24 protein-coding genes and 1 tRNA gene are annotated in these 25,645 nt (G+C 74.4%); 12 read left to right on the forward strand and 13 right to left on the reverse strand.

Features of this window, described 5'->3' with window-relative positions:
- Positions 1 to 936 (forward strand): AraC family transcriptional regulator, encoded by a 936-nt coding sequence (locus tag AB0Q96_RS10675; RefSeq protein WP_365323787.1) that lies wholly within the window; start codon positions 1 to 3, stop codon positions 934 to 936.
- An 86-nt stretch (positions 937 to 1,022) separates the two neighbouring features.
- On the forward strand, positions 1,023 to 2,006 hold the full coding sequence (locus AB0Q96_RS10680) for a methyltransferase domain-containing protein (protein WP_365323789.1): 984 nt from the start codon (positions 1,023 to 1,025) through the stop codon (positions 2,004 to 2,006).
- Between the two features lie 9 nt (positions 2,007 to 2,015).
- Here the strand turns inward: AB0Q96_RS10680 and AB0Q96_RS10685 are convergent, their stop codons facing one another.
- From AB0Q96_RS10685 to AB0Q96_RS10715, 7 genes are all read right to left on the reverse strand, one after another.
- Entirely contained in the window at positions 2,016 to 2,465 is a 450-nt protein-coding gene (locus tag AB0Q96_RS10685; RefSeq protein ID WP_365323791.1) for an RICIN domain-containing protein, read from the reverse strand.
- Positions 2,466 to 2,468: 3 nt separating this feature from the next.
- Positions 2,469 to 3,263 carry an aldo/keto reductase gene (locus AB0Q96_RS10690; RefSeq protein WP_365324062.1) on the reverse strand — a complete coding sequence of 265 codons (795 nt, stop codon included), beginning with the start codon at positions 3,261 to 3,263 and terminating at the stop codon, positions 2,469 to 2,471.
- A 116-nt stretch (positions 3,264 to 3,379) separates the two neighbouring features.
- Positions 3,380 to 4,210, reverse strand: coding sequence for an ABC transporter ATP-binding protein (locus AB0Q96_RS10695; RefSeq protein WP_365323793.1), 831 nt, complete (start codon positions 4,208 to 4,210; stop codon positions 3,380 to 3,382).
- Positions 4,207 to 6,888 carry an ATP-binding cassette domain-containing protein gene (locus AB0Q96_RS10700; protein ID WP_365323795.1) on the reverse strand — a complete coding sequence of 894 codons (2,682 nt, stop codon included), beginning with the start codon at positions 6,886 to 6,888 and terminating at the stop codon, positions 4,207 to 4,209. Before AB0Q96_RS10700 ends, AB0Q96_RS10695 begins: the two co-directional genes overlap by 4 nt.
- Before the next feature lie 12 nt (positions 6,889 to 6,900).
- Positions 6,901 to 8,169, reverse strand: coding sequence for an ABC transporter substrate-binding protein (locus AB0Q96_RS10705; protein ID WP_365323797.1), 1,269 nt, complete (start codon positions 8,167 to 8,169; stop codon positions 6,901 to 6,903).
- 201 nt (positions 8,170 to 8,370) lie between these two features.
- Positions 8,371 to 10,200: an AMP-dependent synthetase/ligase gene (locus AB0Q96_RS10710; RefSeq protein WP_365323799.1), complete on the reverse strand. Its 1,830-nt coding sequence runs from the start codon at positions 10,198 to 10,200 to the stop codon at positions 8,371 to 8,373.
- A gap of 380 nt (positions 10,201 to 10,580) precedes the next feature.
- On the reverse strand, positions 10,581 to 11,447 hold the full coding sequence (locus AB0Q96_RS10715) for a LysR substrate-binding domain-containing protein (protein ID WP_365324064.1): 867 nt from the start codon (positions 11,445 to 11,447) through the stop codon (positions 10,581 to 10,583).
- A gap of 115 nt (positions 11,448 to 11,562) precedes the next feature.
- Between AB0Q96_RS10715 and AB0Q96_RS10720 the strand changes: the two genes are divergently transcribed.
- The 4 genes from AB0Q96_RS10720 to AB0Q96_RS10735 all read left to right on the forward strand — a co-directional run bounded on the left by AB0Q96_RS10720 (position 11,563) and on the right by AB0Q96_RS10735 (position 15,481).
- A complete protein-coding gene (locus AB0Q96_RS10720; protein WP_365323801.1) occupies positions 11,563 to 12,624 on the forward strand; it encodes a bile acid:sodium symporter family protein in 1,062 nt (353 codons plus the stop codon).
- A 407-nt stretch (positions 12,625 to 13,031) separates the two neighbouring features.
- Complete coding sequence (locus AB0Q96_RS10725) at positions 13,032 to 13,553, forward strand: isochorismatase family protein (RefSeq protein WP_365323803.1); 522 nt, start codon at positions 13,032 to 13,034, stop codon at positions 13,551 to 13,553.
- On the forward strand, positions 13,550 to 13,933 hold the full coding sequence (locus tag AB0Q96_RS10730) for a (2Fe-2S) ferredoxin domain-containing protein (protein ID WP_365323805.1): 384 nt from the start codon (positions 13,550 to 13,552) through the stop codon (positions 13,931 to 13,933). The genes AB0Q96_RS10725 and AB0Q96_RS10730 overlap by 4 nt, the downstream gene beginning before the upstream one ends.
- Before the next feature lie 51 nt (positions 13,934 to 13,984).
- The gene (locus AB0Q96_RS10735) at positions 13,985 to 15,481 is read left to right on the forward strand and encodes an FAD-dependent oxidoreductase (RefSeq protein WP_365323807.1); all 1,497 of its coding nucleotides are present in this window, start codon (positions 13,985 to 13,987) and stop codon (positions 15,479 to 15,481) included.
- On the opposite strand, the gene AB0Q96_RS10740 is transcribed toward AB0Q96_RS10735, so the two are convergent.
- Positions 15,403 to 16,146 carry a dienelactone hydrolase family protein gene (locus AB0Q96_RS10740; RefSeq protein ID WP_365323809.1) on the reverse strand — a complete coding sequence of 248 codons (744 nt, stop codon included), beginning with the start codon at positions 16,144 to 16,146 and terminating at the stop codon, positions 15,403 to 15,405. The two genes, AB0Q96_RS10735 and AB0Q96_RS10740, sit on opposite strands and share 79 nt — an antisense overlap.
- A 363-nt stretch (positions 16,147 to 16,509) precedes the next feature.
- Positions 16,510 to 17,349, reverse strand: a complete 840-nt coding sequence (gene fdhD, locus AB0Q96_RS10745) for a formate dehydrogenase accessory sulfurtransferase FdhD (RefSeq protein ID WP_365323811.1) — start codon at positions 17,347 to 17,349, stop codon at positions 16,510 to 16,512.
- A gap of 181 nt (positions 17,350 to 17,530) precedes the next feature.
- On the opposite strand from fdhD, the gene AB0Q96_RS10750 reads away from it, so the two are divergent.
- From AB0Q96_RS10750 to AB0Q96_RS10760, 3 genes are all read left to right on the forward strand, one after another.
- A complete protein-coding gene (locus AB0Q96_RS10750; protein ID WP_365323813.1) occupies positions 17,531 to 18,475 on the forward strand; it encodes a beta-ketoacyl-ACP synthase III in 945 nt (314 codons plus the stop codon).
- 180 nt (positions 18,476 to 18,655) lie between these two features.
- A complete protein-coding gene (locus AB0Q96_RS10755; RefSeq protein WP_365323815.1) occupies positions 18,656 to 19,246 on the forward strand; it encodes a hypothetical protein in 591 nt (196 codons plus the stop codon).
- 178 nt (positions 19,247 to 19,424) lie between these two features.
- Positions 19,425 to 20,081 (forward strand): class F sortase, encoded by a 657-nt coding sequence (locus tag AB0Q96_RS10760; protein ID WP_365323817.1) that lies wholly within the window; start codon positions 19,425 to 19,427, stop codon positions 20,079 to 20,081.
- Between the two features lie 239 nt (positions 20,082 to 20,320).
- Here AB0Q96_RS10760 and AB0Q96_RS10765 read toward each other — a convergent pair whose 3' ends face one another.
- Entirely contained in the window at positions 20,321 to 21,640 is a 1,320-nt protein-coding gene (locus tag AB0Q96_RS10765; RefSeq protein WP_365323818.1) for a DUF2254 domain-containing protein, read from the reverse strand.
- Positions 21,641 to 21,763: 123 nt separating this feature from the next.
- On the opposite strand from AB0Q96_RS10765, the gene AB0Q96_RS10770 reads away from it, so the two are divergent.
- From AB0Q96_RS10770 to AB0Q96_RS10780, 3 genes are all read left to right on the forward strand, one after another.
- On the forward strand, positions 21,764 to 22,228 hold the full coding sequence (locus AB0Q96_RS10770) for a hypothetical protein (protein ID WP_365323820.1): 465 nt from the start codon (positions 21,764 to 21,766) through the stop codon (positions 22,226 to 22,228).
- Positions 22,229 to 22,317: 89 nt separating this feature from the next.
- Positions 22,318 to 22,405 (forward strand) — tRNA-Leu (locus AB0Q96_RS10775).
- Positions 22,406 to 22,492: 87 nt separating this feature from the next.
- The gene (locus AB0Q96_RS10780; protein ID WP_365323822.1) at positions 22,493 to 24,004 is read left to right on the forward strand and encodes a hypothetical protein; all 1,512 of its coding nucleotides are present in this window, start codon (positions 22,493 to 22,495) and stop codon (positions 24,002 to 24,004) included.
- A 9-nt stretch (positions 24,005 to 24,013) separates the two neighbouring features.
- Here the strand turns inward: AB0Q96_RS10780 and AB0Q96_RS10785 are convergent, their stop codons facing one another.
- Genes AB0Q96_RS10785 through AB0Q96_RS10795 form a run of 3 tightly spaced genes read right to left on the reverse strand, consistent with a single transcriptional unit; the run spans position 24,014 to position 25,626 of the window.
- Positions 24,014 to 24,724: a class I SAM-dependent methyltransferase gene (locus tag AB0Q96_RS10785; RefSeq protein WP_365323824.1), complete on the reverse strand. Its 711-nt coding sequence runs from the start codon at positions 24,722 to 24,724 to the stop codon at positions 24,014 to 24,016.
- 39 nt (positions 24,725 to 24,763) lie between these two features.
- A complete protein-coding gene (locus tag AB0Q96_RS10790) occupies positions 24,764 to 25,192 on the reverse strand; it encodes a hypothetical protein (RefSeq protein WP_365323826.1) in 429 nt (142 codons plus the stop codon).
- 5 nt (positions 25,193 to 25,197) lie between these two features.
- A complete protein-coding gene (locus AB0Q96_RS10795; RefSeq protein WP_365323828.1) occupies positions 25,198 to 25,626 on the reverse strand; it encodes an ATP-binding protein in 429 nt (142 codons plus the stop codon).
- Positions 25,627 to 25,645 lie beyond the last annotated feature (19 nt).

Genomic DNA, 25,645 nt, shown 5'->3' on the forward strand with positions numbered 1-25,645 from the left:
ATGGACGCACTCGCCGGCCTGCTCGACGGGCCGAGGGCCCAGGGCGCCTTCATCCTCCGCATGGTCATGGACCCGCCCTGGTCCGTACGGATCGAGGACCGGGCCCCGCTCTGTCTGATGTGCGTCACCCACGGCGAGGCCTGGGTCGTGCCCGAGCGCGGAGCGCCCGTCCTGCTGCGCCCCGGTGACATCGCCATCGCCCGCGGCCCCGCGCCGTACACCGTCGCCCACGCCCCCGACGCGCCGCCCTCCGCCGTCATCGGGCCCGGCGGACGCTGCACCACCCTGCGCGGCGAGCCGCTCGCCGAGGCGATGGACCTGGGCGTACGGACCTGGGGCAACGCCCCCGACGGCGGCACCAGCGTCCTCGTCGGCACCTACCTGCTGGCCGGCGAGGTCAGCCGTCGGCTCATGGACGCGCTGCCCGGGCTGCTCCACCTGCCGGCCGAGGTGTGGGACTGCCCGCTCATGCCGTTCCTGGAGGACGAGATCTCCCGCGACGAGCCCGGCCAGAGCGTCGTCCTCGACCGGGTGCTGGACCTGCTGCTGATCGCCGCCGTCCGCGCCTGGTTCTCCCGCCCCGGCGCCGAGGCGCCCGCCTGGTACCGGGCGATGGGCGACCCGGTGGTGGGGCGCGCGCTGCGGCTGCTGCAGAACGACCCGGCCCACCCGTGGACCGTCGCCTCGCTCGCCGAGAAGGCGGGCGTCTCCCGGGCCGCGCTCGCCCGGCGCTTCGCCGAGCTGGTGGGGGAGCCCCCGATGGCGTACCTCACCGGCTGGCGGATCGCGCGCGCCGCCGACCTGCTGCGGGAGAGCGACGTCACCGTGGAGTCCGTCGCCCGCCAGGTCGGCTACAGCAGCGCGTTCGCGCTGAGCGCCGCCTTCAAGCGGGTCCGCGGGGTGAGCCCGCAGGAGCACCGCGGCGCGCGGGGCTGACCCGGGCGCCGGGACGGGACGCCCGGATGCTTGCCGGAACGGCAAGTTTCCTCGCACTTCCGGCAGAAGCGGCGCACGCTGTCCGCATGAGCGAAAACGACCTCCACGACGGACACCGGCAGGGCAAGGGCCACGGCCACGGGCACGGGCACGGCCACGGAGACGCCCACGGCACGGGCGAAGGCCACGGTCACGGCAAGGGCTCCGGCCACCACCACGACCACACCCACCTCGACTGGGCCGAGCTCGCACCGCTCCTCACCGCGCAGGCCGAGACCGCGAGCCCCCTCTACACGGAGGCCGCCGCCTGGCTGGCCGCCCTCGCCCCCGCCGCGCGGGTCCGCAGGGTTTTGGACTTCGGCAGCGGGCCCGGGGTCGTCACCGCCCTGCTCGCCGAGGCCTTCCCGGAGGCGGAGGTCGTCGCCGTCGACGCGACCCCCGAACTCCTCGCCCTCGCCAAGGAGCGCGCCGAGGCCCGCGGGCTCGGCGACCGGGTCACCACCCTGCGCGCCGAACTCCCCGCCGACTTCGACGCGCTGGGCACCGCCGACCTGATCTGGGCCAGCCACTCCCTGCACCACATCGGCGACCAGCAGGCCGCGCTCACCTCGTTCGCCAAGGTGCTGAACCCCGGCGGGATCATCGCCCTCGCCGAAGGCGGGCTGCCGGCCCGGCACCTGCCGTGGAACGCCGGCGTCGGACGCCCGGGCCTGGAGGCCCGGATCGACGCGGCCGCCGCCGACTGGTTCGGCGAGATGCGGGCCTCGCTGCCCGACGCCAAGGACGAGATCGACGACTGGAACGCGCTGCTCAGCGGCGCCGGGCTCACCCCGAGCGGCACCCGCAGCTTCCTGTCCGACGTCCCGGCGCCGCTGCCGGCGGAGGTACGGGGACAGATCGTCGCCCACTACGAGCGGCAGCGCGACGGCCTGGTCGAGAGCCTCGCGGCCGACGACCGCGCGGCCCTCGACCGGCTGCTCGACCCGGCCGACCCGCTCTCCCTGCACCGCCGCCCGGACCTGTTCCTGCTCAGTGCCCGGACCGTCCACACGGGGCGCAAGGACGGCTGAGGCCCGGGCTCAGGACACCGGCTCCAGGCGCCACCACTGCGCCGGGGAGTCGGTGTCCTCCCACTGCCGCACGTCGGCGCCGTCCTCCGGCGAGCCGTCAGCGACCTCCAGGAGCAGCCCGCTGACGAAGCTGACCAGCGCCACCGTGCCCGGCGACTGGAGGTCCTCCTCGATGGTCCACTCCTGGGCGCCGAAGTTGTTCGGCTTCCACTGCTGGACCGCCGCGCCGTTCTCCGTTGAGGCGCCCTTCACGTCGAGGCGCTTGCCCCCGGCGACGTTCACCAGGTGGTAGAGGCCGCCGCCGTTCGGGACCGGCGCTATGTGCCAGTGCTGGCCCGGGGTGCCCCGGTCCACGGCCTGCCGCACCGGGGCCCCGCTGCGCGTGGACCCCTCGTACACCTCCAGAAGGAGCCCGCTGGCCACGTTCCGTACCCGGTAGACCCCCTCCGTGACCTGCATGGATCAGGCTCCGACGTGGAACTCGGCCGGGTCCGGGCCGAGGCGGCGGCCCTCGTCGAGGGCGGCGAGGCCCGCGAGGTCCTCCGCGTCCAGCGTGAAGTCGAAGACGGCGATGTTCTCGCGGATGCGGGACGGGGTCACCGACTTGGGGATGACCAGGTTGCCCAGCTGGATGTGCCAGCGCAGCACCACCTGGGCCGGAGTGCGGGCGTGCTTGCGGGCGATGGCGACGATCGCGGGGACGTCGAGCAGACCCCGGCCCTGGCCCAGCGGCGACCACGCCTCGGTCGCGATGCCGTGCCGCTCGTGCGCGGCGCGGGAGGCGGCCTGCGGGAGCTGCGGGTGCAGCTCGATCTGGTTGACCGCGGGCACCACCGAGGTCTCGCCGATCAGGTGCTCCAGGTGCTCGGGCAGGAAGTTCGACACGCCGATGGCCCGGGCGCGCCCGTCGGCCAGGATCTTCTCGAAGGCGCGGTACGTGTCGACGTACGCCCCCTTGTTCGGCACCGGCCAGTGGATCAGGTACAGGTCGACGTACTCCAGGCCCAGCTTGCCGAGCGAGTCGTCGAAGGCGCGCAGGGTCGAGTCGTAGCCCTGGTCGCTGTTCCACAGCTTCGTGGTGACGAAGAGCTCCTCGCGGGGCAGACCCGAGGCGGCGACGGCCTTGCCGGTGCCGGTCTCGTTGCCGTAGATGGCGGCGGTGTCGATGGAGCGGTAGCCCGCCTCAAGGGCCGTGCCGACGGCCTGCTCGGCCTCCGCGTCCGGCACCTGCCAGACGCCGAAGCCGAGCTGCGGCATCCGCACGCCGTTGTTGAGGGTGAGGAAGGGGACCTTGCTGTCCGTGCTCACGAGCGGTCGATCCTTACGTTCGTCGTCCATTGCAGGTGTCAGCTTCAACGATCGGCGCGCCGATCTCATTCCGCCGTGCCGGACGACTCCGCCGTGCGGGAGGAATCGGCCGGGCCGGCCGCCGCGCGCGGCCCGCCCGCCGGCGCCGACCCCCTGGTCTCCTCGGCCCCCTCCGCCGTCCCCAGATACGCCGCCCGCACCCTTGGGTCGGCCCGCACCCGTTCCGCCGGTCCCTCGGCCAGCACCCGGCCCAGGTCGAGCACCACGACCCGGGCGCACAGCTCCATCACGAAGGAGACGTGGTGCTCGACGAGCAGCACCGCGCACCCCTCCTCGTCCGCCATGTAGCGCACCACGGCCGCGAGTTGCCCGCGTTCCTCGGCCGACATGCCGGAGGCGGGCTCGTCGAGCAGGAGCAGCCGCGGCGGGTCGGCCAGCGCCCGGGCCAGCTCCACCATCCGGGCCTGCCCGACCGGCAGCGCGCCCGCGTACGCGCCGGCGAGCGCGTCGAGCCCGCAGGAGCGCAGCACCCGGGCGGCCCGGGCCCGGCGGGCCGCGACCGGGCCCCGGCGCCACTCCTGGGCGACGACCAGGTTGTCCGTCACCGTCAGCTGGCCGAAGAGCTGCTGGCGCTGGAAGGTGCGCCGCACCCCGTGCCGGGCCCGCCACACGGGGGAGCGGCGCGAGACGTCCGTACCGTCCAGGAGGACCCGGCCCCGGTCCGGGCGCCGGATCCCGGACAGCACGTCGAAGAGGGTCGTCTTCCCCGCCCCGTTGGGCCCGATGAGGCCGCAGACCTCACCGGACCGTACGGAGATGTCGACGTCGTCGAGGGCTCGGACCCCGCCGAAGCGGACCCCGATGCCCCGGGCGTCGAGCAGCGTGCCCTCGCTCATGTCCGGACCCCCGTTCCCAGGTAGGCGTCGGCCAGCCGGTCGGCGTCGGCCTCGGCGCGCGGCCCGCACCACACGATCCGCCCCTCGGCCAGGTAGGCGACGGTGTCCGCGAGCCCCAGCGCCTCGGCGGCCTTCTCCTCGACCAGGAGCAGCGCGGTGCCCCGCGCCCTCAGCTCGGCGAGCAGCCGGAACACCTCGTCGACGACGCGGGGCGCCAGCCCGAGGGACGGCTCGTCGGCGACGAGGACGGCGGGCGGGCGCTGGAGCAGCGGGGCGAGGGCGAGCAGTTGCTGTTCGCCGCCGGAGAGCGAGCCGGCGGGCACGGCGCGGCGGGCGGCGAGCGCGGGGAAGCGGGCGTAGACGGCTTCCCGGTCCTCGGCGCCGGGGAGCTGGAGCGCCAGGTTCTCCTCGATGGAGAGCCCCGCGAAGATGCCCCGCCCCTCGGGTGCGAGCCGCACCCCGCGCCGGGCCCGCGCGACCGCCGAGTCGCCGCGCGCCTCGGTCCCGTCGACCCGGACCGCGCCCTCCCTGGCCGCGAGGAGCCCGCCGGCGACCCGGCACAGGGTGGACTTCCCGGCGCCGTTGGCCCCGAGGACGGCGACGATCTCCCCGGGCCGTACGAGCAGGTCGACGCCGTGCAGCACATCCGCTCCGCCGCCGTACCCGGCCCGTACGGAGGTGAGCTCCAGGGCCGCCGGGCGTGGCGGCGCGACCGGCGCGGGCCGGGCTCCGGCCTCGGCCTTCGCGGCGGCGGCCCTCGCCCGGCGGGCCGCCCAGCGGGCGGGGACGGCCGCCGCGTACCCGTCCGGGTCGTTGGCGAGGGCCAGGCCCGCGAGGCCGAACAGCACGACGGGCAGATGGGCGGAGTCCGTCACGTACTGGGCGAGCAGCTGCGGGGCCACCGCGAAGACCAGCCCCGCGAGCACCGCGTACTGCGGGCGCCGCACGCCCGCCGCGACCACCACCGCGAGCCACACCAGGCCCGTCATCGCCGGGAAGTCGGTCGCCGTGACCCGCGTGTTGTACGAGGCGTAGAGCACCCCGCCGAAACCGGCGAGGGCCGCCGACACCGTGAACACCAGCAGCTTGGTGCGCACCACCGACACCCCCGAGGCCGCCGCGGCGGCGGGCGCCGAGCGGACCGCGAGCATCGCCCGGCCCCGCCGGGAGTTCCGCAGCCGGGTCAGCCCGGCGACGCCCGCCGCGCTGAGCAGGACGAGGACGACGCCCATCGCCCGGTCGTCGGACAGGTCGAGCGGCCCGAGGACCGGGCGCGGGATCTCCCAGCCGGTGTCGCCGTTGCGCAGCCACCCGAACTGGAAGAGGACCTGGTCGGCGAGGAAGGCCAGGGCGAGCGTCGCCAGGGCCAGGGAGCGCCCGCCGAGGCGCAGCGCGGGCAGCGCCACGACCGCGCCGAGCAGCCCGGCCACCGCCGTGCCCGCGAGCGCCGCCGCCGCGAACGGCCAGCCGCGGCTCATCAGCAGCCCGGCCACCAGCGCCGCGCTCGTCACGAACGTGGACTGGGCCAGCGACACCATCGCGCCGAGCCCGGTCACCACCGCGAAGGAGAGGAAGACGAGCCCGATGGCGAGGCCCTGGGCGAGGATGCCGCTCCAGAACGGGGTGGTGACGGTGTAGAAGGCCGCGCACAGCAGCGCCCCGGCCAGCGCCCACGGGCCCCAGCGGCGCAGCGGCCCGAGGCCCGCGAGCCGGTCGTCGGGCGGCGGGTCGGCGGCGGCGGTGCCCGCGGCCCGCTCCCGCCGGGCCAGCAGCACCAGGCCGGCGAACAGGATCAGGAACGGCACCGCCGTGCGGAAGCCGGTCAGGCCCTCGGCGAAACTCGCGTACCCGGCGACCAGGTTCTGCACCACGCCCAGTGCCAGCCCGCCCGCGAACGCGAGCGGCACGGAGGCGAAGCGGCCGAGGACGGCGGCGGTCGCCGAGACGAAGAGGAAGAGGGTGTAGTCGTGCGCGGAGAGCCCGAGCAGCGGCGTCGCGAGCACTCCGGCGAGACCGGCGAGCGCGGACGACAGCATCCAGGCGACGGAGGAGAGCCGGTCGGCGTCCACGCCGCGCAGTTCGGCGAGGGAGCGGTTGTCGACGGCGGCCCGCAGCCGCAGCCCGAGCCGGGTGTGCCGCAGCAGCACCCACAGGCCGGCCGCCACGGCCGCCGTCACCAGCCAGGTGATCAGCTGGTCGGAGTCGACGCCGACCCCGTCGACGCCGAGCCCCTCGAACGGCTGCCAGGAGACCGCCGGGCTCGGCCCGACCCCCGGCAGCCCGAACTGGTTCTCGGCGGGCCTGACGGGGGCCCCGGCCCGTTCCAGCAGCTCCACCGCCCACAGCCCGGCCGCCGGGAGCGCGACCAGCAGGCCGATCGTCGCCGTGATCTGCGCGGTCTCGCCGACCCGGGCCAGCTTCCGGAACATCAGCCGGTCCAGCGCCCAGCCGAGGCAGGGCGCCACGCCGAGGACGAGCAGCAGGGCGGTCGGCACGGCGGGCCAGCCGAAGCCGGAGTGGAGCTCGTAGAAGGCGAGCGCGCACAGGTACGCCGTCGCGCCGTGCGCGAAGTTGAAGAGCCCGGAGGCGGCGGAGGAGAGCACAAGACCGGTCGCCAGCAGCGCGTACAGCGCCCCGGAGACCAGACCGCTCAGCACGAAGCCCAGGAGGTCGCCCACGTGACCGCGCCCCTACGCGAAGGGGATCGGCGGGTAGCAGCGGAAGGGCACGGCCACCTCGTACCGCCCGTTCGTCAGCCGGACGAGCGCGCCGCAGCCGAAGCTCTCCTTCTGGCCCTTGGGCTCGGCCCGGTCGCCGACGAGGGTGCCGGTGTCGGAGAAGCCGGCCGCCGCCTTCTGGAAGGACTCGACGCTGAGCTCCTTGCCGGCCTTGGCGGCGATGGAGAGGAAGAGGTCGGCACTCATGTACCCGGTGAGCATGTGCATGTTCAGCGGTACGTCCTTGCCGCCCGCCGCCTTCCTGATGTCCGCCTTGAACCGGCGCATCGCCGGGCTGTCGGACTCGAAGGGCTGGAACTGGAGCAGCACCACGACCCCGTCGAGGGCCTGCCGGGTGGCGTCCTTGGCGAGCAGCCCCGGGTCGTAGTCGGTCGGGTCGGAGAGCACGCCCTTGTACCCGGCCCGCTTGAGCGCGGTGAACAGACCGATGTTGTACGGGGTCTGCATGACCGACACCACGGCGTCCGGGGCCCGGCCGCCGGGCCCGGAGCGCAGGATCTCCTTGGTGTACGCGGACCAGTCGCTCGGCAGGGAGGTGGCGGGCACGGACGCCTTGGCGTAGGCGAGTCCGAAGCCGGCGGCCCGGAAGCCCTGGGTGAAGGTGCGGATGCCGAAGCGCCCGGCGTCGCTGTCGCCGGCGATCAGCGCGACCGAGCGGCCCTTCGCGCCGCCGAGGACGGTGGCGAGCCCCTCGGGCCAGGTCTGGTTGAGGGTGCCGCCGGGGGTGGGGACGAGGCAGCCGTTGAAGCCGTAGAGGTGCTTCGGGCCGCAGAAGGAGGGCAGGGTGCCCCAGCCGACGGTGGGGACGGCCCGGGAGTCGAGGAAGTCGGCGCCCGCGAAGGTCACCGAGCTCATCGGCGCGACCGCGAAGACCTGCTCCTGCTGGACCAGTTTGCGGGCGGCGGCGAGGTTGCGGGCGGGGTCCTGGCCGTCGTCCTCGGCGCCCAGGTACTCGATGCGGCGCCCGTTGACGCCGCCCTCCGCGTTGGCCCGGTCGTAGCGGGCCCGGGCGCCGAGGTCGGTGTCCTTCTTGGAGTAGCCGCTGGCGCTGGTCATGGAGACGATGCCGCCGACCTTGACCGAGTCGGCGGTCACTCCGCGTACCGTCCCCTTCGCGTCCGTGGGCTTCGTCGGACCGCCGTTGGTGGAGGCGGAGTTGCAGGCGGTGGCGAGGAGCAGGGCCGCCGCCGCGGTGGCCAGGGTGCGGATCGTTCTGGACACGGTCGGTCATCCCTCCGTCGGGTGACCGCATTCTGTGAGTGACCTGATGAACCGTCAATAACTGATGCGACGTCAATTGATGATGCGTCAGTAGTGTTTGGCGAGGCCATGTCCGGTCCTCCGGCCCTGCTCCGGGCCCGCTCCGGGCCCGCTCCGGCCTCGCTCCGGCCCCGCTCCGGCCTCGCTCCGGACCCGCCCGGGTCAGCCGTACAGCGCGTCGACCTCCACCGCGTACGCCTTCTCGATCGCCTTCCGCTTCAGCTTCAGGGACGGGGTGAGCAGCCCGTGCTCCTCGCTGAACGGGTGCGCCAGGATGCGGAAGGTGCGGATCGACTCGGCCTGCGACACGGCGGTGTTCGCCGTCACCACCGCCCGCCGTATCTCCGCCTCCAGTACCGGGTCCCGCACCAGCTCGGCGGCCGGCAGCGGGGCCCGGTTCTGCATCGAGAGCCAGTGGTCCACGGCCTCCTGGTCCAGCGTGACCAGCGCGGCGACGTACGGCCGGTCGTTGCCCACGACGATGCACTGGGCCACCAGCGGATGGTTGCGCACCCGCTCCTCCAGGCCGGCCGGGGCGACGCTCTTGCCGCCCGAGGTCACCAGGATCTCCTTCTTCCGCCCGGTGATCGTCAGATAGCCGTCCTCGTCGAGGACGCCCAGGTCCCCGGTGGCCAGCCAGCCGTCGTTCAGCACGGCCGCCGTCGACCGGGGGTCGTTGAGGTAGCCGGAGAACACCTGCCCACCGTGCAGCCACACCTCGCCGTCCTCCGCGATGTGCACCGTCGTCCCCGGCACCGGCTGCCCCACGGTCCCGTACTTCGTGCGCTCCGGCGGGTTCGCCGTCGCCGCCGCCGACGACTCCGTCAGGCCGTACCCCTCGAAGACCGTCACCCCGGCGCCCTCGAAGAACAGGCCCAGCCGCCGGTCCATGCCCGAGCCGCCCGACATCGCGTGCCGCACCCGGCCGCCGAGCGCGTCGCGGACCTTCCCGTACACCGTCTTCTCGAAGAACTGGTGCTGCATCCGCAGCGCCGCCGACGGACCCGGACCGATGCCGAAGGCCTTGTGCTCCAGCGCCTCCGCGTAGCGGACCGCCACGTCCACGGCCTTGTCGAACGGGCCCCTCCTGCCCTCCGACTCGGCGCGGCGCCGGGCCGCGTTGAACACCTTCTCGAAGACGTACGGCACGGCCAGCACGAACGTGGGCCGGAACGCGGCCAGGTCCGGCAGCAGCTCGGCGGCGGCCATCACCGGCTGGTGGCCCACCTTCACCGCGCCCCGGATCGCCGCCACCTCCACCATCCGCCCGAAGACGTGCGCGAGCGGCAGGAAGAGCAGCGTGGACGCGGCGTCCCCCGGACGGGAGCGGAACACCGGCTCCCAGCGCCCGATCAGCATGTCCGTCTCGAACATGAAGTTGGCGTGGGTGATCACACAGCCCTTGGGGCGGCCCGTCGTCCCCGAGGTGTAGATGACCGTCGCCACCGAATCGGGCGTCACCGCCCGCCGGTGCCGGTGCACCACGTCCTCGTCGATCTCGACGCCCGCCTCGACCAGCTCCGCGACCGCGCCGCGGCCCGCGTCCAGCTGCCACAGGCGTTGCAGCCGGGGCAGCCGGTCGATCACCGAGCCGATCGTCATCGCGTGGTCCTCGTGCTCCACCACGCACGCGGTGACCTCGGCGTCGTGCAGCATCCAGAAGACCTGCTCGGCCGAGGAGGTCGGATAGACCGGCACCGGCTGCGCGCCCAGCGTCCACAGCGCGAAGTCGAAGAGGGTCCACTCGTACCGGGTCCGCGACATGATCGCGACCCGGTCGCCGAACCGCACCCCGTGCGCGATGAGCCCCTTCGCGAGGGACAGCACCTCGTCGCGGAACGCGGCAGCGGTCACATCACGCCACTCGCCCTCGGCGTCCTTGCGGCCGAGGGCGACCCTGTCCGGATCCCGCTCGGCATGATCGAACACGGCGTCCGCCAGACCGCCGACCTGAGGCGCCGCCTCGACGGGCGGCACGGTGAACTCGCGCACTGACCTGCTCCTCGCCCACTCGATGTCGCCATCCGTACGGCGCCGGTGACGGTACCCCACGGCGCTCACGGGCGGGAGGGCCTTCACCAAGCCGCGACATTGACCGTATCCACAGGTCAGGCCCGGGAAACCGGGCAAGTGGAAGGAGTCGGGGCCTCGTTGCGTGACCGCCGGTAAGTCCCGCGGCGGGGAATCTCCACGGAATCTGTACCGAGCGCTCACCGGGAGACCGGGTCCGGAGGGGGCGCGGGGAGCGCAAGAGGGATGTCGGCCGTTCTCGACGGGGGATGGGTCGGGGGCGGGTCGGGGCGGATCGGGGGCGAATCGGGAGTGGGGCAGGGGCAGAGCGGGAGCGGATCGGGAGCGGGTCGGGCCCCGCCTCACCGTGGCCGGTGCAGCCGGTCGCCGCCCGCCAGGATCGCCGCGGCGAGGGCGTCCGCCGCGTCCTGGGTCGCCCCGCCCCGCCGCCCCTTGCGGAGCACGAAGTCGACCGCGCCGAGTTCCGGCAGCCCCGCCCGCGCCGGGACCTCGGCCAGGCCCTGCGGGACCAGGCCGCGGGTGTGCGCCATGACCCCGAGGCCGGCGCGGGCCGCCGCCACGTTCGCGCTCAGGCTCGTACTGGTGCACGCGATCCGCCAGGGCCGCCCCTGCTCCCGCAGGGCCTCCAGGGCGCGGGCCCGGGTGATCCCGGGCGGCGGGAAGACGATCAGCGGCACCGGGCGCTCCGGGTCGATCCGCAGCCGCGGCGAGCCGATCCACACCAGCACGTCCTGCCAGACCAGCTCGCCGCCGGTCTCGTCACCCCGCCGCTTGGCGAGGATCAGGTCGAGCCGCCCGGCCTCCAGCCGCGACTGGAGCGTGCCGGAGAGCTCCACCGTGAGCTCCAGGTCGACCTCGGGGTGCTCGCGCCGGAAGGCCTCCAGGATCTCCGGGAGGCGGGTCGTCACGAAGTCCTCCGAGGCCCCGAAGCGCAGCCGCCCGCGCAGCCGGGTCCCGGTGAAGAAGGCCGCCGCCCGCTCGTGCGCCTCCAGGATCGCGCGGGCGAAGCCGAGCATCGCCTCGCCGTCCTCGGTCAGCTCCACCCCGTGCGTGTCCCGGACGAAGAGGGGGCGGCCGGTCGCCTCCTCCAGGCGGCGCACGTGCTGGCTCACGGTCGACTGGCGCAGCCCGAGCCTCCGGGCCGCCTGGGTGAAGCTCAGGGTCTGCGCGACCGCGAGGAAGGTGCGCAGCTGCGTCGGCTCGTACACGGTCACGGTCACCCGCCGACCGTACCGCGCGCGGCGGCGGCTATCACGGTTCGTGATGACAGTCAGTGTGCTGTGCGGGATTCCCGATCGGCGGCCGGTCCACCAGGATGGACGCATGAGTTCCCGCCCGCCCCGCCCGTCCCGCAGGCCCCTGCTGCCGTCCTGGCTGCCGGTCGACCCGTACATACTGGCGCTGCTCGGCACGGTCGGCCTGGCCGCGCTGCTGCCCGCCTCCGGGACCGCCGCGACGGTGGCGGAGGGCGCCTCGAAGGCGGCCGTCGCGCTGCTGTTCTTCCTCTACGGGGCACGCCTGTCGACCCGCGAGGCGCTGGAAGGACTGAAGCACTGGCGGCTCCACATCACCGTCCTGGTCTGCACGTTCGTCCTCTTCCCGGTGCTCGGGCTGGCGGCGCGCGCTCTGGTGCCGACGGTGCTCACGCCCTCCCTCCACAGCGGCCTCCTCTTCCTGTGCCTGGTGCCGTCCACCATCCAGTCCTCGATCGCCTTCACCTCGATCGCGCGCGGCAACGTGCCCGCCGCGATCTGCGCCGGCTCCTTCTCCTCGCTCGCCGGCATCGTCCTCACCCCGCTCCTCGCCGCGGCCCTGCTCGGCAACAGCGCGGGCGGCCTCTCCGGGGACGGGCTGGTGAAGATCGTGCTCCAGCTGCTCGTGCCCTTCGTGGCGGGACAGCTGCTGCGCCGCTGGGTCGGCGGCTTCCTGGTCCGGAACAAGAAGGTGCTCGGCTACGTCGACCGGGGCTCGATCCTGCTCGTCGTCTACACCGCCTTCAGCGCGGGCATGACCCAGGGCGTCTGGCACCTGGTCACCCCCGCCAGGCTCGGGATGCTGGTGGCGGTGGAGGCGGTGCTGCTCGCCGTGATGCTCTCGCTGACCTGGTACGGGGCGAAGCGGCTCGGCTTCGGCCGGGCGGACCGGATCGCGATCCAGTTCGCCGGCTCCAAGAAGAGCCTGGCGGCCGGACTCCCGATGGCGAGCGTGCTGTTCGGCGCCCAGGCCGCGCTCGCGGTGCTGCCGCTGATGCTCTTCCACCAGATGCAGCTGATGGTCTGCGCGGTGATCGCGAAGCGCCGCTCGCGCGACCCGGAGGACACGGACACGAGCCAGGACACCGCCGATCAGGCCGCGCTCGCCGATCAGGCCGCGCCTGCCCGCTAGGCCGCGGCTGCCGACCGCCTCGCGCCTGCCTGCTAGGCCGTGCGTGCCCGCTAGGCCGTGCGTGCCCGCTAGGCCGCGGCAGCCGGTCTTGCGCCTGCCGACCAGGCCGCGCGTGCCCATCAGGCCGCGCCTGCCCACCAGCCTGCCCCGCCGACCAGGCCGCGCCTGCCCACCAGCCTGCCCCGCCGACCAGGCCGCGCCTGCCCACCAGCTCGCGCCGCCGACCGGCCCGCGCCTGCCCATCAGGCCGCGCCCACCCACCAGTTCGCCGCCCCCGCCGACCAGCCCGCCGCCCCCGGCGACCGGGCGGTCGGCGGGGGCTGCGCGCGGCCCGGACGCCGAGCCCGTTGGCGGGATCACATCCCCGGCCACCCCGCGGTGATCATCGGGGCCGCTACGGTGCTCCCATGCCCGCACTCGCACCCGGCCGCACCGCGCTCGTCCTCGTCGACCTGATGGAACGCATCGTCGCGCTGCCCCTCGCCCCCCACTCCGGCACCGACGTCCTGGCCGCGGCCGACCGCCTCGCCCACGCCTTCCGGACCGCCGGCGCGCCCGTCGTCCACATCCGGGTCGAACGGCCGGGCGTCGACACCCAGCCGCCCGGCAGCGAGCTCGTCGCCGCGCTCGTCCACCCGGACGACGCCGTGGTCGTCAAGCGCACCATCGGCGGCTTCCACGACACCGGTCTGCACGAGCTGCTCGCCGGACACGGCGTCTCCACCGTCGTGTTCGGCGGCATCGCCACCAACCTCGGCGTCGAGTCCACCGCCCGCGCCGCCGCCGACCTGGGCTACGACCTCGTCTTCGCCGAGGACGCCATGACCGCTCTCACCGCCGACGAACACCGCGCCTCCGTCCAGCTCGACTTCCCGCGCCTGGGCACCGTCGCCCCCACCGCCGCCATCACCCTGGACGGCCCCGCGTGACCCCGGTGCCGATACGTTACGGGGCCCGCCCCTGCTCGCTCGTCGTCTGCCGCGGCTGCTGCTGCGGCGACGCCCGCAAGAACCCCGGCATGGACCACGCCGGGCAGCTCGCCCGCCTCCGCGAGGCCGCCGCGGCCTCCGGCGGCCGGCTCGTCGTCCGCACCAGCGACTGCCTCGGCCCCTGCGCCCAGGCCAACGTGCTCGTGGTCCAGCCCTCCACCGAGGGCCGCCGCCGCGGCGGCCGGGCCGCGTGGATCGGCTGGAGCGCCGACCAGGACTGCCTCGACGAGGTCCTCGCCTGGACCGCGGCAGGCGGCCCCGGCGTCGTCCCGCCCCCGGCCACCCTCCAACTCCAGATGATCGACCCGCCCAAGAACTAGAACAGGCCGTTCGATAGGATCCGTTCGCAACACGACGCGAAGGGGAACCGGGTGGCGCGGGTTGCGGTGATCGGCGGGGGAATCAGCGGACTGGGCACGGCCCTGATGCTCGGCAGACGGGGCCACCAGGTCACGCTGTTCGAGCAGGACGCGCGACAGGCCGGGGACGAACCGGACCACGACTTCCACCACTGGACCAGACCCCGCGTCCCCCAGGCCGTCCAACCCCACTCGTTCCTCGCGCCGGTGCGCACCGTGCTGCGCGCCGAGGCCCCCGACGTCTACGCGGACCTGCTGGCCCGCGGCGCCCGGGAGTACCACGACTTCGACTGGTTCGACACGCGTCCGCCGCACCGGCCGGGCGACGAGGACCTGGTGACCGTGCGGACCCGCCGTATCGTCCTGGAGGCCGCCCTCGCGGCGGCCGTACGGCGGGAAGGCGGCGTCGACGTCCGGACCGGGCACCGGGTGCGCGGCCTCACCATCGAGGCGGGCCGCCCCGCCCGCGTCACCGGCGTACGGACGAGCCGGGCCACCCCCGACGCGACCCCCGACACGCGCCCCGACACGCCCCCCAGCGGGCCCCTCGGCGGACCCCCCGACGAGACCCACGCCGCGGACCTCGTCGTCGACGCCTCCGGACGCCGCTCGCCGGTCCCCGGCTGGCTCGTCGAGGCTGGCTGCCGGCCGCCCGTCGTCGAGGCCCACCGCACCGGCATCGCCTACCTCTGCCGCTGGTACCGCCTGCGCGACGACGGCCCGCGCGACCCCGGGCGGGTGAAGACCGGCTCGTCCGCGCCGTTCGCCCTCGCCGGCGTCTTCCCCTCCGACAACGACACCTTCGCGCTGCACCTGGTGGTCTCCACCGCTGATCCCACCCGCGGCGCGCTCACCGACCCCGCCGTCTTCGAGGCCGCCGCCCGCCGCTTCCCCGCCACCGCCGCCTGGCTCGACCTGGACCCGGAACCCCGCTCCGGCGTCCTGGCGATGGCCGGCCTGGACAACCGCTGGGCCTCCCTCGCCGACGCCGAAGGCCCCGTCGTCACCGGCCTCGTCAACGCCGGCGACAGCCTCCTGCACACCAACCCCACCCTCGGGCACGGAGTGGCCCTCGGCCTCCAGGCCGCCCAGTACCTCGCCGCCCACGCCGACGCCGTCGCCGCGGACCCCGCCGGCTACCACGCCTGGACCACCCGGACCCTCCGCCCGTGGTTCGACGCCCAGGTCACCGCCGACCGCGGCCACGAACGCCGCCTCACCGGCGACGAGCCGCCCGCAGACCGCCGGTCCGCCGCCCGGGGCGCCTGCGCCTTCGACGACCCCGTCGTCATGCGGGCCCGCGCCCAGGTGCGCCACCTCCTGCTCCCGGCGGCCGACGCGTACGGCACCGAGGAGGTCGAACGCCACCTCACCGCCTGGCTGGACGCCCACCCGGACTTCACGCCCCAGGACGACGGCCCGACCCGCGCTCAGTGGGAGGCGGCGACCGGCGTCCTCACGGGCACGCACTCGTCGAGAACGGCGACGACGTCCCGCCAGGCCCGCTGAGCGTGCAGCGGGTGGTGGCCGACCCCCGGGACGACCGGACCGGGCACCGGCGGGTGGTGGAAGGCGTGCAGAGCCCCGCCGTAGACCACCAGCCGCCAGTCGACGCCCGCCTCCTCCATCTCGGCGGCGAACGCCTCCCGTTGGGCGGGTGGCATGATCGGGTCCCGCGAGCCGACCCCCGCCCACACCGGGCAGCGGATGCGCGCCGCCTCGCCCGGTCGGCCCGTGGTCAGCGCGTTCACCGTCGCGATGGCCCGCAGCCCGACCCCGTCCCGCCCGAGCTCCAGCGCGATCGCGCCCCCGGTGCCGTAGCCGACGGCCGCGATCCGGCCGGGATCGGTCCGCGGCTCCGCGCGCAGCACGTCGAGGGCCGCGTGGCCGATGTCCCGCATCCGGACGGGGTCCGCGAGCAGTGGCATGCAGCGGGCCAGCATCTCCTCGGGGTCGTCGAGCAGGCGCCCGCCGTGGAGGTCGAAGGCCAGCGCCACGTACCCCAGCCGGGCCAGGGCCTCGGCCCGGCCGCGCTCGACGTCGCTCAGCCCCGGCCCCTCGGGCCCGACCAGGACCGCGGGCCGGGGGCCGGTGCCGGCGGGCAGCGCGAGGTGCCCGGTCATCGTCAGGCCGTCGGCCGGGTACGCGACCGTGTGCGTCGTGATCGTGGTCATACGCCCGGACGCTAGCGGCCGGGGTCGCCGCCCGGACCGCGCTTCACTCTCGGCGCAACAGGGCCCGGCCCGCCGCCACTTCGCCCGCCGCGCCCCGCCGCGGCGGCACCCGGCCCCGCTCGTCCCCAGCGGACCACGCCGCCGTCGGAGCCCGGCCGTTAAGCCTCGCCGTCACAGCCCGGCCGTTAAGCCTCGCCGTCACAGCCCGCCGTCAAAGCCTCGCCGTCACAGCCCGCCGTCAAAGCCTCGCCGTCACAGCCCGCCGTCAGAGCTCGGCCGTCACAGCCCGCCGTTGCGGCCCCGCTGTCAGCGCCCCGCCGTCACGGCCCCGCTGCCACAGCCCGCCGTCGCACCCTCCCGCCGTCACACCCCCCGCTCCAGCACGATCCGGTGCTCGCCCGCGTACACGTTCATGTCCTCCCCGCGCAGGAAGCCCACCAGCGTCAGGCCCGTCTCCGCCGCCAGGTCCACCGCCAGCGAGGACGGCGCCGACACCGCCGCGAGCACCGGGAGGCCGGCCATCACCGCCTTCTGCGCCAGCTCGAACGAGGCCCGCCCCGAGACCAGGAGCACCGCGCGCGTCAGCGGCAGCAGGCCCTCCCGCAGCGCCCGGCCGACCAGTTTGTCCACCGCGTTGTGCCGGCCCACGTCCTCCCGTACGTCCAGCAGCTCGCCGTCCTCCGAGAACAGCGCCGCCGCGTGCAGGCCGCCGGTCCGGTCGAAGACGCGCTGCGCCGCGCGCAGCCGGTCGGGCAGCGCGGACAGCAGGGCCGGGGCGAGCCGCAGCGGGGGAGCGTCGGCGATGGGGAAGCGCGCCGTGGTGCGCACCGCGTCCAGGCTGGCCTTGCCGCACAGGCCGCACGAGGAGGTGGTGTAGACGTTCCGCTCCAGCGTGATGTCCGGGACCGGCACGCCCGGCGCGAGCTGCACGTCCACCACGTTGTACGTGTTGGAGCCGTCGTCCTTCGCGCCGGCGCAGTACACGATGTTCCGCACGTCGGAGGCGGCGCCGAGGACCCCCTCGCTGACCAGGAAGCCCGCGGCGAGCGCGAAGTCGTCGCCCGGCGTGCGCATGGTGATGGCGATCGGCCGCCCGTTGAGGCGGATCTCCAGCGGTTCCTCCGCCACCAGGGTGTCCGGCCGCTCGTTCACCGCCCCGCCCCGTATGCGCACGACCCGCCGTCGCTCGGTGACCCGTCCCATGCTCTGCACTCGATTCCGTCCGTGCGTAAGCCCCAGAGGCCTGACCGCCCCATTGTCCTCTTGTCACGGTCGGACAGGCACTTCGGGTGAATCTTGGTGGTTTACGTCACCGGTTACCCATCAGTCGCTCACAAGACTGGGGGGTCCTGCCGACGAACGAACCACCGAGGGGGTCCCGGGTATGACGGGCACTCGAATCGCCGCGCTCGGGCACTACCAGCCCGCCAAGGTGCTCACCAACGACGATCTGGCCGCGCTGGTCGACACGAGCGACGACTGGATCACCAGCCGGGTCGGCATCCGCACCCGGCACATCGCCGGCCCGGAGGAGCCGGTCGACGAGCTCGCCGCGCACGCCGGCGGCAAGGCGCTCGCCGCCGCCGGCCTCACCGCGGCCGACATCGACCTGGTCCTGGTCGCCACCTCCACGGCGATCGACCGCTCGCCGAACACCGCCGCCCGGGTGGCCGCCCGGCTCGGCATGGCGTCGCCCGCGACCATGGACCTCAACGTGGTCTGCGCCGGGTTCACCCACGCGCTGGCCACCGCCGACCACGCGGTACGGGCGGGCGCCGCCCGCCGTGCCCTGGTCATCGGCGCCGACAAGATGACCGACGTCACCGACTGGACCGACCGCACCACCTGCGTGCTGGTCGGGGACGGCGCGGGCGCCGCGGTCGTCGAGGCCACCGAGACCGACACCGGCGCCATCGGCCCGGTCCTGTGGGGCTCGGTCCCCGAGATGGGCCACGCCGTCCGCATCGAGGGCACCCCGCCGCGCTTCGCCCAGGAGGGCCAGGCCGTCTACCGCTGGGCCACCCAGCGGCTCCCCGCCCTGGCCCGCCAGGCCTGCGAGCGCTCCGGCGTCACCCCCGAGGAGCTCGCCGGCGTCGTGCTCCACCAGGCCAACCTGCGGATCGTCGAGCCGCTCGCGGCGAAGATCGGCGCCGTCAACGCCGTCGTCGCCCGCGACGTGGTCGACTCCGGCAACACCTCCGCCGCCTCCGTACCGCTCGCCCTGTCCAAGCTGGTCGAGCGCGGCGAGCTGCCCTCCGGCGCGCCGGTCCTGCTCTTCGGCTTCGGCGGCAACCTCTCGTACGCGGGGCAGGTCGTCCGCGTCCCGTGACGCCCGCGCCGGGGCGGCGGACGCCCCGGCCGACGGGCTCCCCGCCCCGCTGGCCCGTTCGGCGGAGCCCGGTGGCGGGGCACCGGGGGCGCGCCTAGCTTCGATCGCGGCGAGGGTCTTTCGACGGCCCGTCCGCGGAACCCTCCGCGTCCGCCCCTCGCGTGATCTGGAGGATCCGCCATGCGTGCGATACGCGTCGCTTCCGCAGCCCTGCTCGCCGCCCCCCTCGCCGCCACCGCGCTCGTCCTCGCCGCCCCGGCGGCCCTGGCGGAGGACGGCGGCGGTCCGAACGACGGCACGGGCCACGGCATCACGTCGTTCGGCTACTCCGTGACGCCGCAGACCGTCGCGCCCGGCGGCACCGTCACCCTCAAGGCCGACGGCTGCGAGGTGCCCTCCGTGACCGTCGAGTCCGGCGTCTTCGACACCGTCACCCTCACCGAGGGCCGCCAGTCCACCGCCATCGTCGACTTCGACGCCAAGGCGGGAGCCCAGTACGAGGTCACCTTCGACTGCAAGGGCGAACGCGGCGCCGCCAAGCTCACCGTCTCCGGCGGTGGCGGCCACGAGAACGGCGGCCACGAGAACGGCGGCACCACCGGCACCACCGGAGCCCACAAGGGCGTCAAGGCCGGCTTCGGCACCGCCGCGGGAGCCGACGGCTCGGACGGCATCGGCGCCACCGAGGCCGTCACCGGCGCGGTGCTCATCGTGGGCGCGCTCGGCGCGGCCGTGGTGCTGATCCGCCGCCGCGACACCTTCGGCACCTGAGCCGGGCCCTAGGTCGTGTCCGGAGAGTCCCGCCTGGCTCGCGGGCAGACGGCGCTACTTTCCGGACACGACCCAGGGGAACCCGAGACGGCCCCTTCGCCCCGGTGTGACGAGGACCGGGGCGAAGGGGCGCCAACCACCCCCGTGCGGGGGTACGAGGAGAAGGCGAGGACGGACGGTGCACGGGTCGAGCGGGCCGGGACGGCGCGGTGCCTGGGGCGTCGTCGCCGTCGTCCTCCTGATCGGGGTGCACCTCCTGCGCGGCGGCGCGGACGAGCTGCGGGCCGACGGGCCCCCGCAGCCCCTGGCCGCCGCCGCCCCGGACACCGCCGGTCTCCTCCCCGGGGCCGCCGCCCCCGGCCCGCTGCCCGCCTCGCTCCCCGTACGGGTCAGGGTGCCGTCCGTCCGCATCGACGCGCCCGTCGCCGAGGTGGGCCTGGACGCCGACGGCTGGATCGAGGCCCCGCCCCCGGACGCGCGCGCGTCGGCCGGCTGGTTCACCGGCGCCGTCACCCCCGGTGAACGCGGCACGGCCGTCGTCGTCGGACACGTCGACACCCCGGAGGGCCGCGGGGTCTTCTACGACCTCGGCGCGCTCACCAAGGACCGGCGCGTCGAGATCGCCCGCGCGGACGGGCGGACCGCCGTCTTCACCGTGTACGGCATCGAGGTCGTCCCCAAGGACGGCTTCCCCGCCGACCGCGTCTACGGCTCGACGGGACGCCCGGAACTCCGCCTGATCACCTGCGGCGGGCCGTACGCGCGGGACGGGGGCTACGAGGGCAACGTGGTCGTCTCGGCCCGCCTGACGGAGATCCGCACGAGCCCCCGCTGACCCGGGGGCGCGGGCGCGGGCGCAGCCACCGGGCCCGCTCCCGCCGCCGCTCCCGATCCCGCTCCCGCCCGAGCGGACCGCCCCTCCGACCTGACGGACTTCCGGAGAGGACTGGACCTGAGGCCGGGGGTCGTCGATGTTGGCCGTACGGAGCCGGCGTCGGGGGGCGTCGAGCTCCCACCTCCCCACTCTTGCCCCCTGGCCCCCTAGCCCCCTCGACCCCTCGACCGAGGGGCGGCTCAGCCGATGCCCTGACGGTCCGGCTCCAGGGCGAACGCCCGGTCCGCCGCCTCCGGCACGGTGCGCTCCACCAGCCGGACCAGCAGCGTGCGGTGCCGCAGCAGGGGCTCCGCCCGCTCCGGAGGCACCCGGGCGAGCAGGTCGTCGAGGCCGGCGAGCATCCGCCGCGACACCTGCGGGCTGTCCGCCGCGCACCCCCGGATCTCGGCGAACCCCAGATCCACCAGGTCCGTCCACTCGGGCCCGTCCTGCACGAGCCGGACCTCCCCGCTGCCGTGCCGCCCGTCCCGGTACTCCACCGGGCCCAGCGGCCGGGTGGCGAGCGCCGTCAGGAACTGGACGATCCGGTCCAGCGCCTGCACGGCCGTCGTCGGGTCGTTGACGGCGGGGGACAGGGCCCGCAGCGCGATGTCCGAGAGCTGCCGCAGCCCGAAGCCCAGGTCCTGGTGGAAGGTCCGCTCGATGCCCACCGACACGGCGCCCGACACCCGGCGCGGCACCGTCCCGCCGTACACGGCCAGGATCGGGGTCCCCGGCACCACGAAGTCGCCGATGCGCGGCAGCAGCCGCAGCACCACCCCGTGCCGCCGGGCCGCCGCCACCAGGAGCACCACGTTCACGTCCCGGAGCACCCCCGCGCGCCCCCGGTGCAGCAGCTCGCCGGTCGGCCGTCCGAGGTCCCGGGCCTGCGCGGCGTACGCCGGGGTCTTCTCGATCACCCGGAACGCCTCACCCGTGATCCGGTCGACCACGTGCCCCACCCGCATCAGCCGCAGCGTCTGGTTCACGTAGGCCACGAAGAGCAACAGGCTCAGGCCCACCATGACGAGCGTCAGGATCGACTGCACCAGGGGCACGGTCGACATCAGCCGCGGGTCCGTCTCGCTCTCGTACGAGGTCAGCACGAGCAGCGACAGCAGGAAGGTGGCGAGGAAGACGGAGAAGGTCGCCTTGGTGATGCGGCTCCGGATGAAGATCCGCACGATCCGGGGGCTGAACTGCCCGCTCGCCATCTGCACCGCGACCAGGGAGATCGAGAAGACCACACCGATGAAGGTCATCATCGCCGAGCTGATCGTCGTCACGATCGTCTTCGCGTCCTCGGCGACCCCGGCGAGATCCGCGACCACCTCGTACTCACCGGCGTCCTGCAAGGTCTCGACGATCGCCGTGTCGATCGCGGAGCACCCCCACCACAACAGGGTGACCAGGACCATCGACGCCACGGGCGCGAACCAGAAGGTGTCCCGCAGGTGCTCGCGCAGCGGGGAGAGCATCCGGGGCCGCCGATACGGTACGGAAGGCGTGAATTGGTTCATCCGGGGCAGATTAGGCGCAGGTGTCCCCTAGGGAGCGGCGACGCCCCGTGAGCCCCCGGTCGTACCCGGAACGGTCCTCCCGGCGTACGGGAGCCGACCCGGACCGCCCCGACGATGGAACACATGAAGCGCACCACCCTCGCCCTCGCCCTCGGCGGCACCCTCGCCGCCGTCGCCTTCACCGGCGCCGTGGCCGCCCCGGCCGTCGCCGACTGGTTCGACGGCCGCCACGACGAATACGCCTCGTACGCGACCGGCGCCGCCGCCAAGACCGACCGGGCCTCGGTCCCCCGCTGGCTCCCCGACGACGCGACCTCCGTCGAGTACGCCATGAAGACCACCGGCGGCGACCGCGCCCTGAAGGCCACCCTCCCGACGACCACCCTCCCCACCATCTGCACCCCCCTCCCGGCCGACACCCCCCGCCCCGCCCCCGCCCTCACCCCCGACTGGTTCCCGAAGGACGCCCCCGCCAAGGCCACCGCCCGCTGCGGCCTCACCTACGCGTACATGGACGGACACACCCTGTACGCCTGGCAGGACAACCAGGACTGGATCAAGGACAACAAGGCGGGTTCACCCCACTGACCACGGAAAACACTGGTGAAAGGCACCTCGAACCCCTGGTAGAGTTATCCATGTCGCCGCGGGGAACGCCCCGGAGCGACAACCACCTAGTCCGGGTGGCGGAATGGCAGACGCGCTAGCTTGAGGTGCTAGTGCCCTTTATCGGGCGTGGGGGTTCAAGTCCCCCCTCGGACACCAGACAAAAGGCTCCAGCTAAGCTGGGGCCTTTTGCGCATTCTGGGGGAGGCTGCCATGAGTGGCGGGCGGAGGTTCGACCAGCGGGCTGTGGCGTTGGTCGAGCTGAAGGGCACAGCCGCGGACTGTGAGCTGTTGGAGCGAGCACTCGACGAGCAGGGATGGCCGGTCTTCGAGCGCCGGGGTCAGATGTCCGAGGTGGTGGACCGGCTCATCTGGTACGTCGTCGAGACGCGGTTTCCCGGCAGCAGCCGCAATGCGGCGCGTGGAGCCAGAGAACGCATCGAACTGCTGGCCGACGAGCTGCAGGTCGATCTCCAGGTCCAGGCGGTCGAGCTCCTCGTACGCGACCCCGCGGACCTGCCGCACTGGTTCGCCTATGAGCCCCCCGCCACCCACCCCCGGACCGTCAGCCTTCCGCAGAGCCTCAGATGGCGGGAACGATTGGACTCGTGGCTGGCCGAGCACGCCGGTACGCGGGACACGGGTCGGCTGGTCCTTGCCCGGACTCCGGGAGAAGCGCGACACCTCGCCACCCGATCCCTGCCCGGTGTTCCGCGATATGGCGGCCGAGTCGCGGCTCGTCGACCCTCAGGGGGGAGCACCCGCCCGGTCGCGCCACGCGTCGGGCGCAGGGAGGGCTCCTCCCGGCTGGTCCGCCTCGTCGTGCTCTTCGTCGTCGGCGCCTGGGCCGGGGCGAGTCTCGCGGACGGCCATGCCGGCGGAGTCGGCTGGTGGTCGGTCCTCGCCGTTCTCTGCGGAGTGGCGGGGGGTGCCGCGACAGTCTGGAGGGCAATGGCGCCGGGGGCGACGCGTACCGGATCCTTTGTGTTCGGCTGTCTGTTCACGCTGATCGCGGTCACGATGGGAGTTTCCTCCGCCCGTGCGGCGCCGAATGTCGGCTACGGCTCGTCCGTCCTCTTGGTGGGCCTCGTCGGCGCAGTGCTCGTCAACGGCGTCAGGCTCCTCGTGCGTCAGTGGAGCTGGCAGCGCACGGCACCGTGGTTGATCCCCGCTCTCGTGCCGCTCTGCTTCGGCTTCCTCCCGGGGCTGGGGCTGGGCATCCACACGATGTATCTGGATGCCTTCGGCCTCAACCTCGAGGATGTCGAGATTCCCCGGGCGTACCAACTGATCGCGATGCTCAAACTGACCGCGTGCGTGAGTCTCTGGTTGTTCGCACCGAGCCTCCTCGGCTACATGAAGCACTTTCACCTGTACGTGAAGGACCGCTGGTTCGGCAACGCGGTCCTGCTGACCGTGAGCGTGGCCTTGCTGACGCAGGGTGTGCTCGGACTCGGGCTGGTACCGGCCGGCCAGGCAGGGGCCGACGCGGTGGCGGATGCGGCGAAGGGACGTACGCCGGCCGCCTACTACGGCATCGAACCGGAGTGGGTCTGTGTTCTGCCCGTCGGCAGGCTGGACGGCGTCCCCGTCGACGGCGGTGCGCTCTCCGTGACCACGGCCTATCTCAAGCTGGGAGACGCCGTTGGGACGGTCGTGCTGTGGGACCCGCGGTCCGGTTCGGCCCTGAAGGCGCCGCTCGACCGGTTGAGGATCGCTCCGCGGGAGAAACGCCCGGCCTCCTGCGCTTCCCGCTGAGCCGACCCGTCACGCCTTCCGCGCCACCACCAGCCGGCACCGAGGGCTGCCGTCCTCGCGTGTGCCCAGGGAGTGCAGGGGGAGGAGTTCCACGTGGAAGCCGGCCGTGGTCAGGCGGTGGTGGACGTCCTGGAGGCGGAAGGTGCGGTAGTACATGACGAACGGGGGGTGCCACAGCGCGTTGCGGACGCGCATCGCCGCGTCGAAGCCCCACAGCGTCCAGTAGGGGGCGGAGCCGACGCGGGGCGGGGCCGGGAGGGGGAAGGCGAGGGTGCCGCCGGGGCGCAGGGCCGTGTGGATCTGGCGGAAGAGGGTCTCCTGTTCGGACGGGAGGAAGTGGCCGAAGGCGCCGAAGCTGACCGCCAGGTCGAAGACCGGGGCGAAGGGGAGGGCGAGCGCGTCGGCGCGGACCAGGGTCGCGTCCGGGTGGGCCGCGCGGGCCTCGGCGAGCATGCCGGCGCTGAAGTCGACGCCGGTGACCGGCCCGGCGCACACCGACCGCAGTACGGAGAGCCCCGCGCCGGTGCCGCAGCAGACGTCGAGGCCCGTGTCGAAGGGGCCGAGCGGTTCCAGGGCGTCGGCGACCGCGCCGAGGAGCCGGTCCGAGGTGCGGAACGGGGTCAGGTCGAACTTCGTGGCGAGCAGGTCGTAGCCGTGCTCGACCGACGAGAGTGCCTGCGCGGTCAGCTCACGGAGGGTGGGGCCCTCGGGGGAGAACATGCCCCGACCCTACGGTCCGCCGCCCCCGGGGCGCGGGCATCACAGGGCGCTGCGCACCTGCGGCGGGACGCTCCAGGCGGGGGCGATGCCGGTCAGCTGGCAGATCAGCAGGTAGAGCGGGATGGGCGGGGTGTACGGGGAGCCGCCGTCCGGGTGGTGGATCAGGCGCGGGCGGCGGTCGGGGACCACGGCGCCGGGGGCGTAGCAGGCCGGGAGGGGCCAGGTCAGGTCGAGGTCGGAGCCGGCCGGGACCAGCCACCACCACCAGTCGCCGTCCGCGTACACACAGCCCTTGGCGGGCAGCCGGGACAGGATGCGGAAACCGTAGCGGGCGGGCACGCCGACGGCGTCGCAGCCCAGGGTGGCGGGGAGGTCAACGGGGACCGGGAGGCGGGTCACGCCGACCGCGGTGCGGGTGGCGGAGTTCTCGGGGCTCCGGCGGGCGCGCGGGACGAGCAGCGTCGCCATGGACCTCAGCACGGCTCCGCCATGCCGTGCGCGAGCTCCGCCCAGACCACCTGCGCGGTGCCGTGCCCGGTGCGGTCGGCGCCCCAGGCCGCGCAGAGGGCGTCGACGAGGATGAGGCCGCGGCCCCGTTCGTCCTCGCCGCACTCGCGTATGCAGGGCCCGGCGGGGCCTCCCTCGTCGCGCACGGCTATCCGCAGGCGCTCCTCGCCCTCGCGCAGTTCGCAGACGACGCGGTCGCTCGCGGTGTGCACGATGGCGTTGGTGAAGAGCTCGGAGACGACGAGGGCGACGGTGTCGCGGATCTCCGGGTCGCAGCCCCACAGGACGAGCCGCTCCTCGGCGAGGCGCCGGGCGCGGGCGACGGACGCGGTGCGTGCGGGCAGTTCGAAGGCGAACCTGCGGACGTCGGAGTGGGGCCGTGGGCGCTGGTCCATGACGCGAGGGCTCATGAGA

Source organism: Streptomyces sp. NPDC093111 (genome assembly GCF_040683955.1).
Taxonomy (GTDB): Bacteria; Actinomycetota; Actinomycetes; order Streptomycetales; family Streptomycetaceae; genus Streptomyces.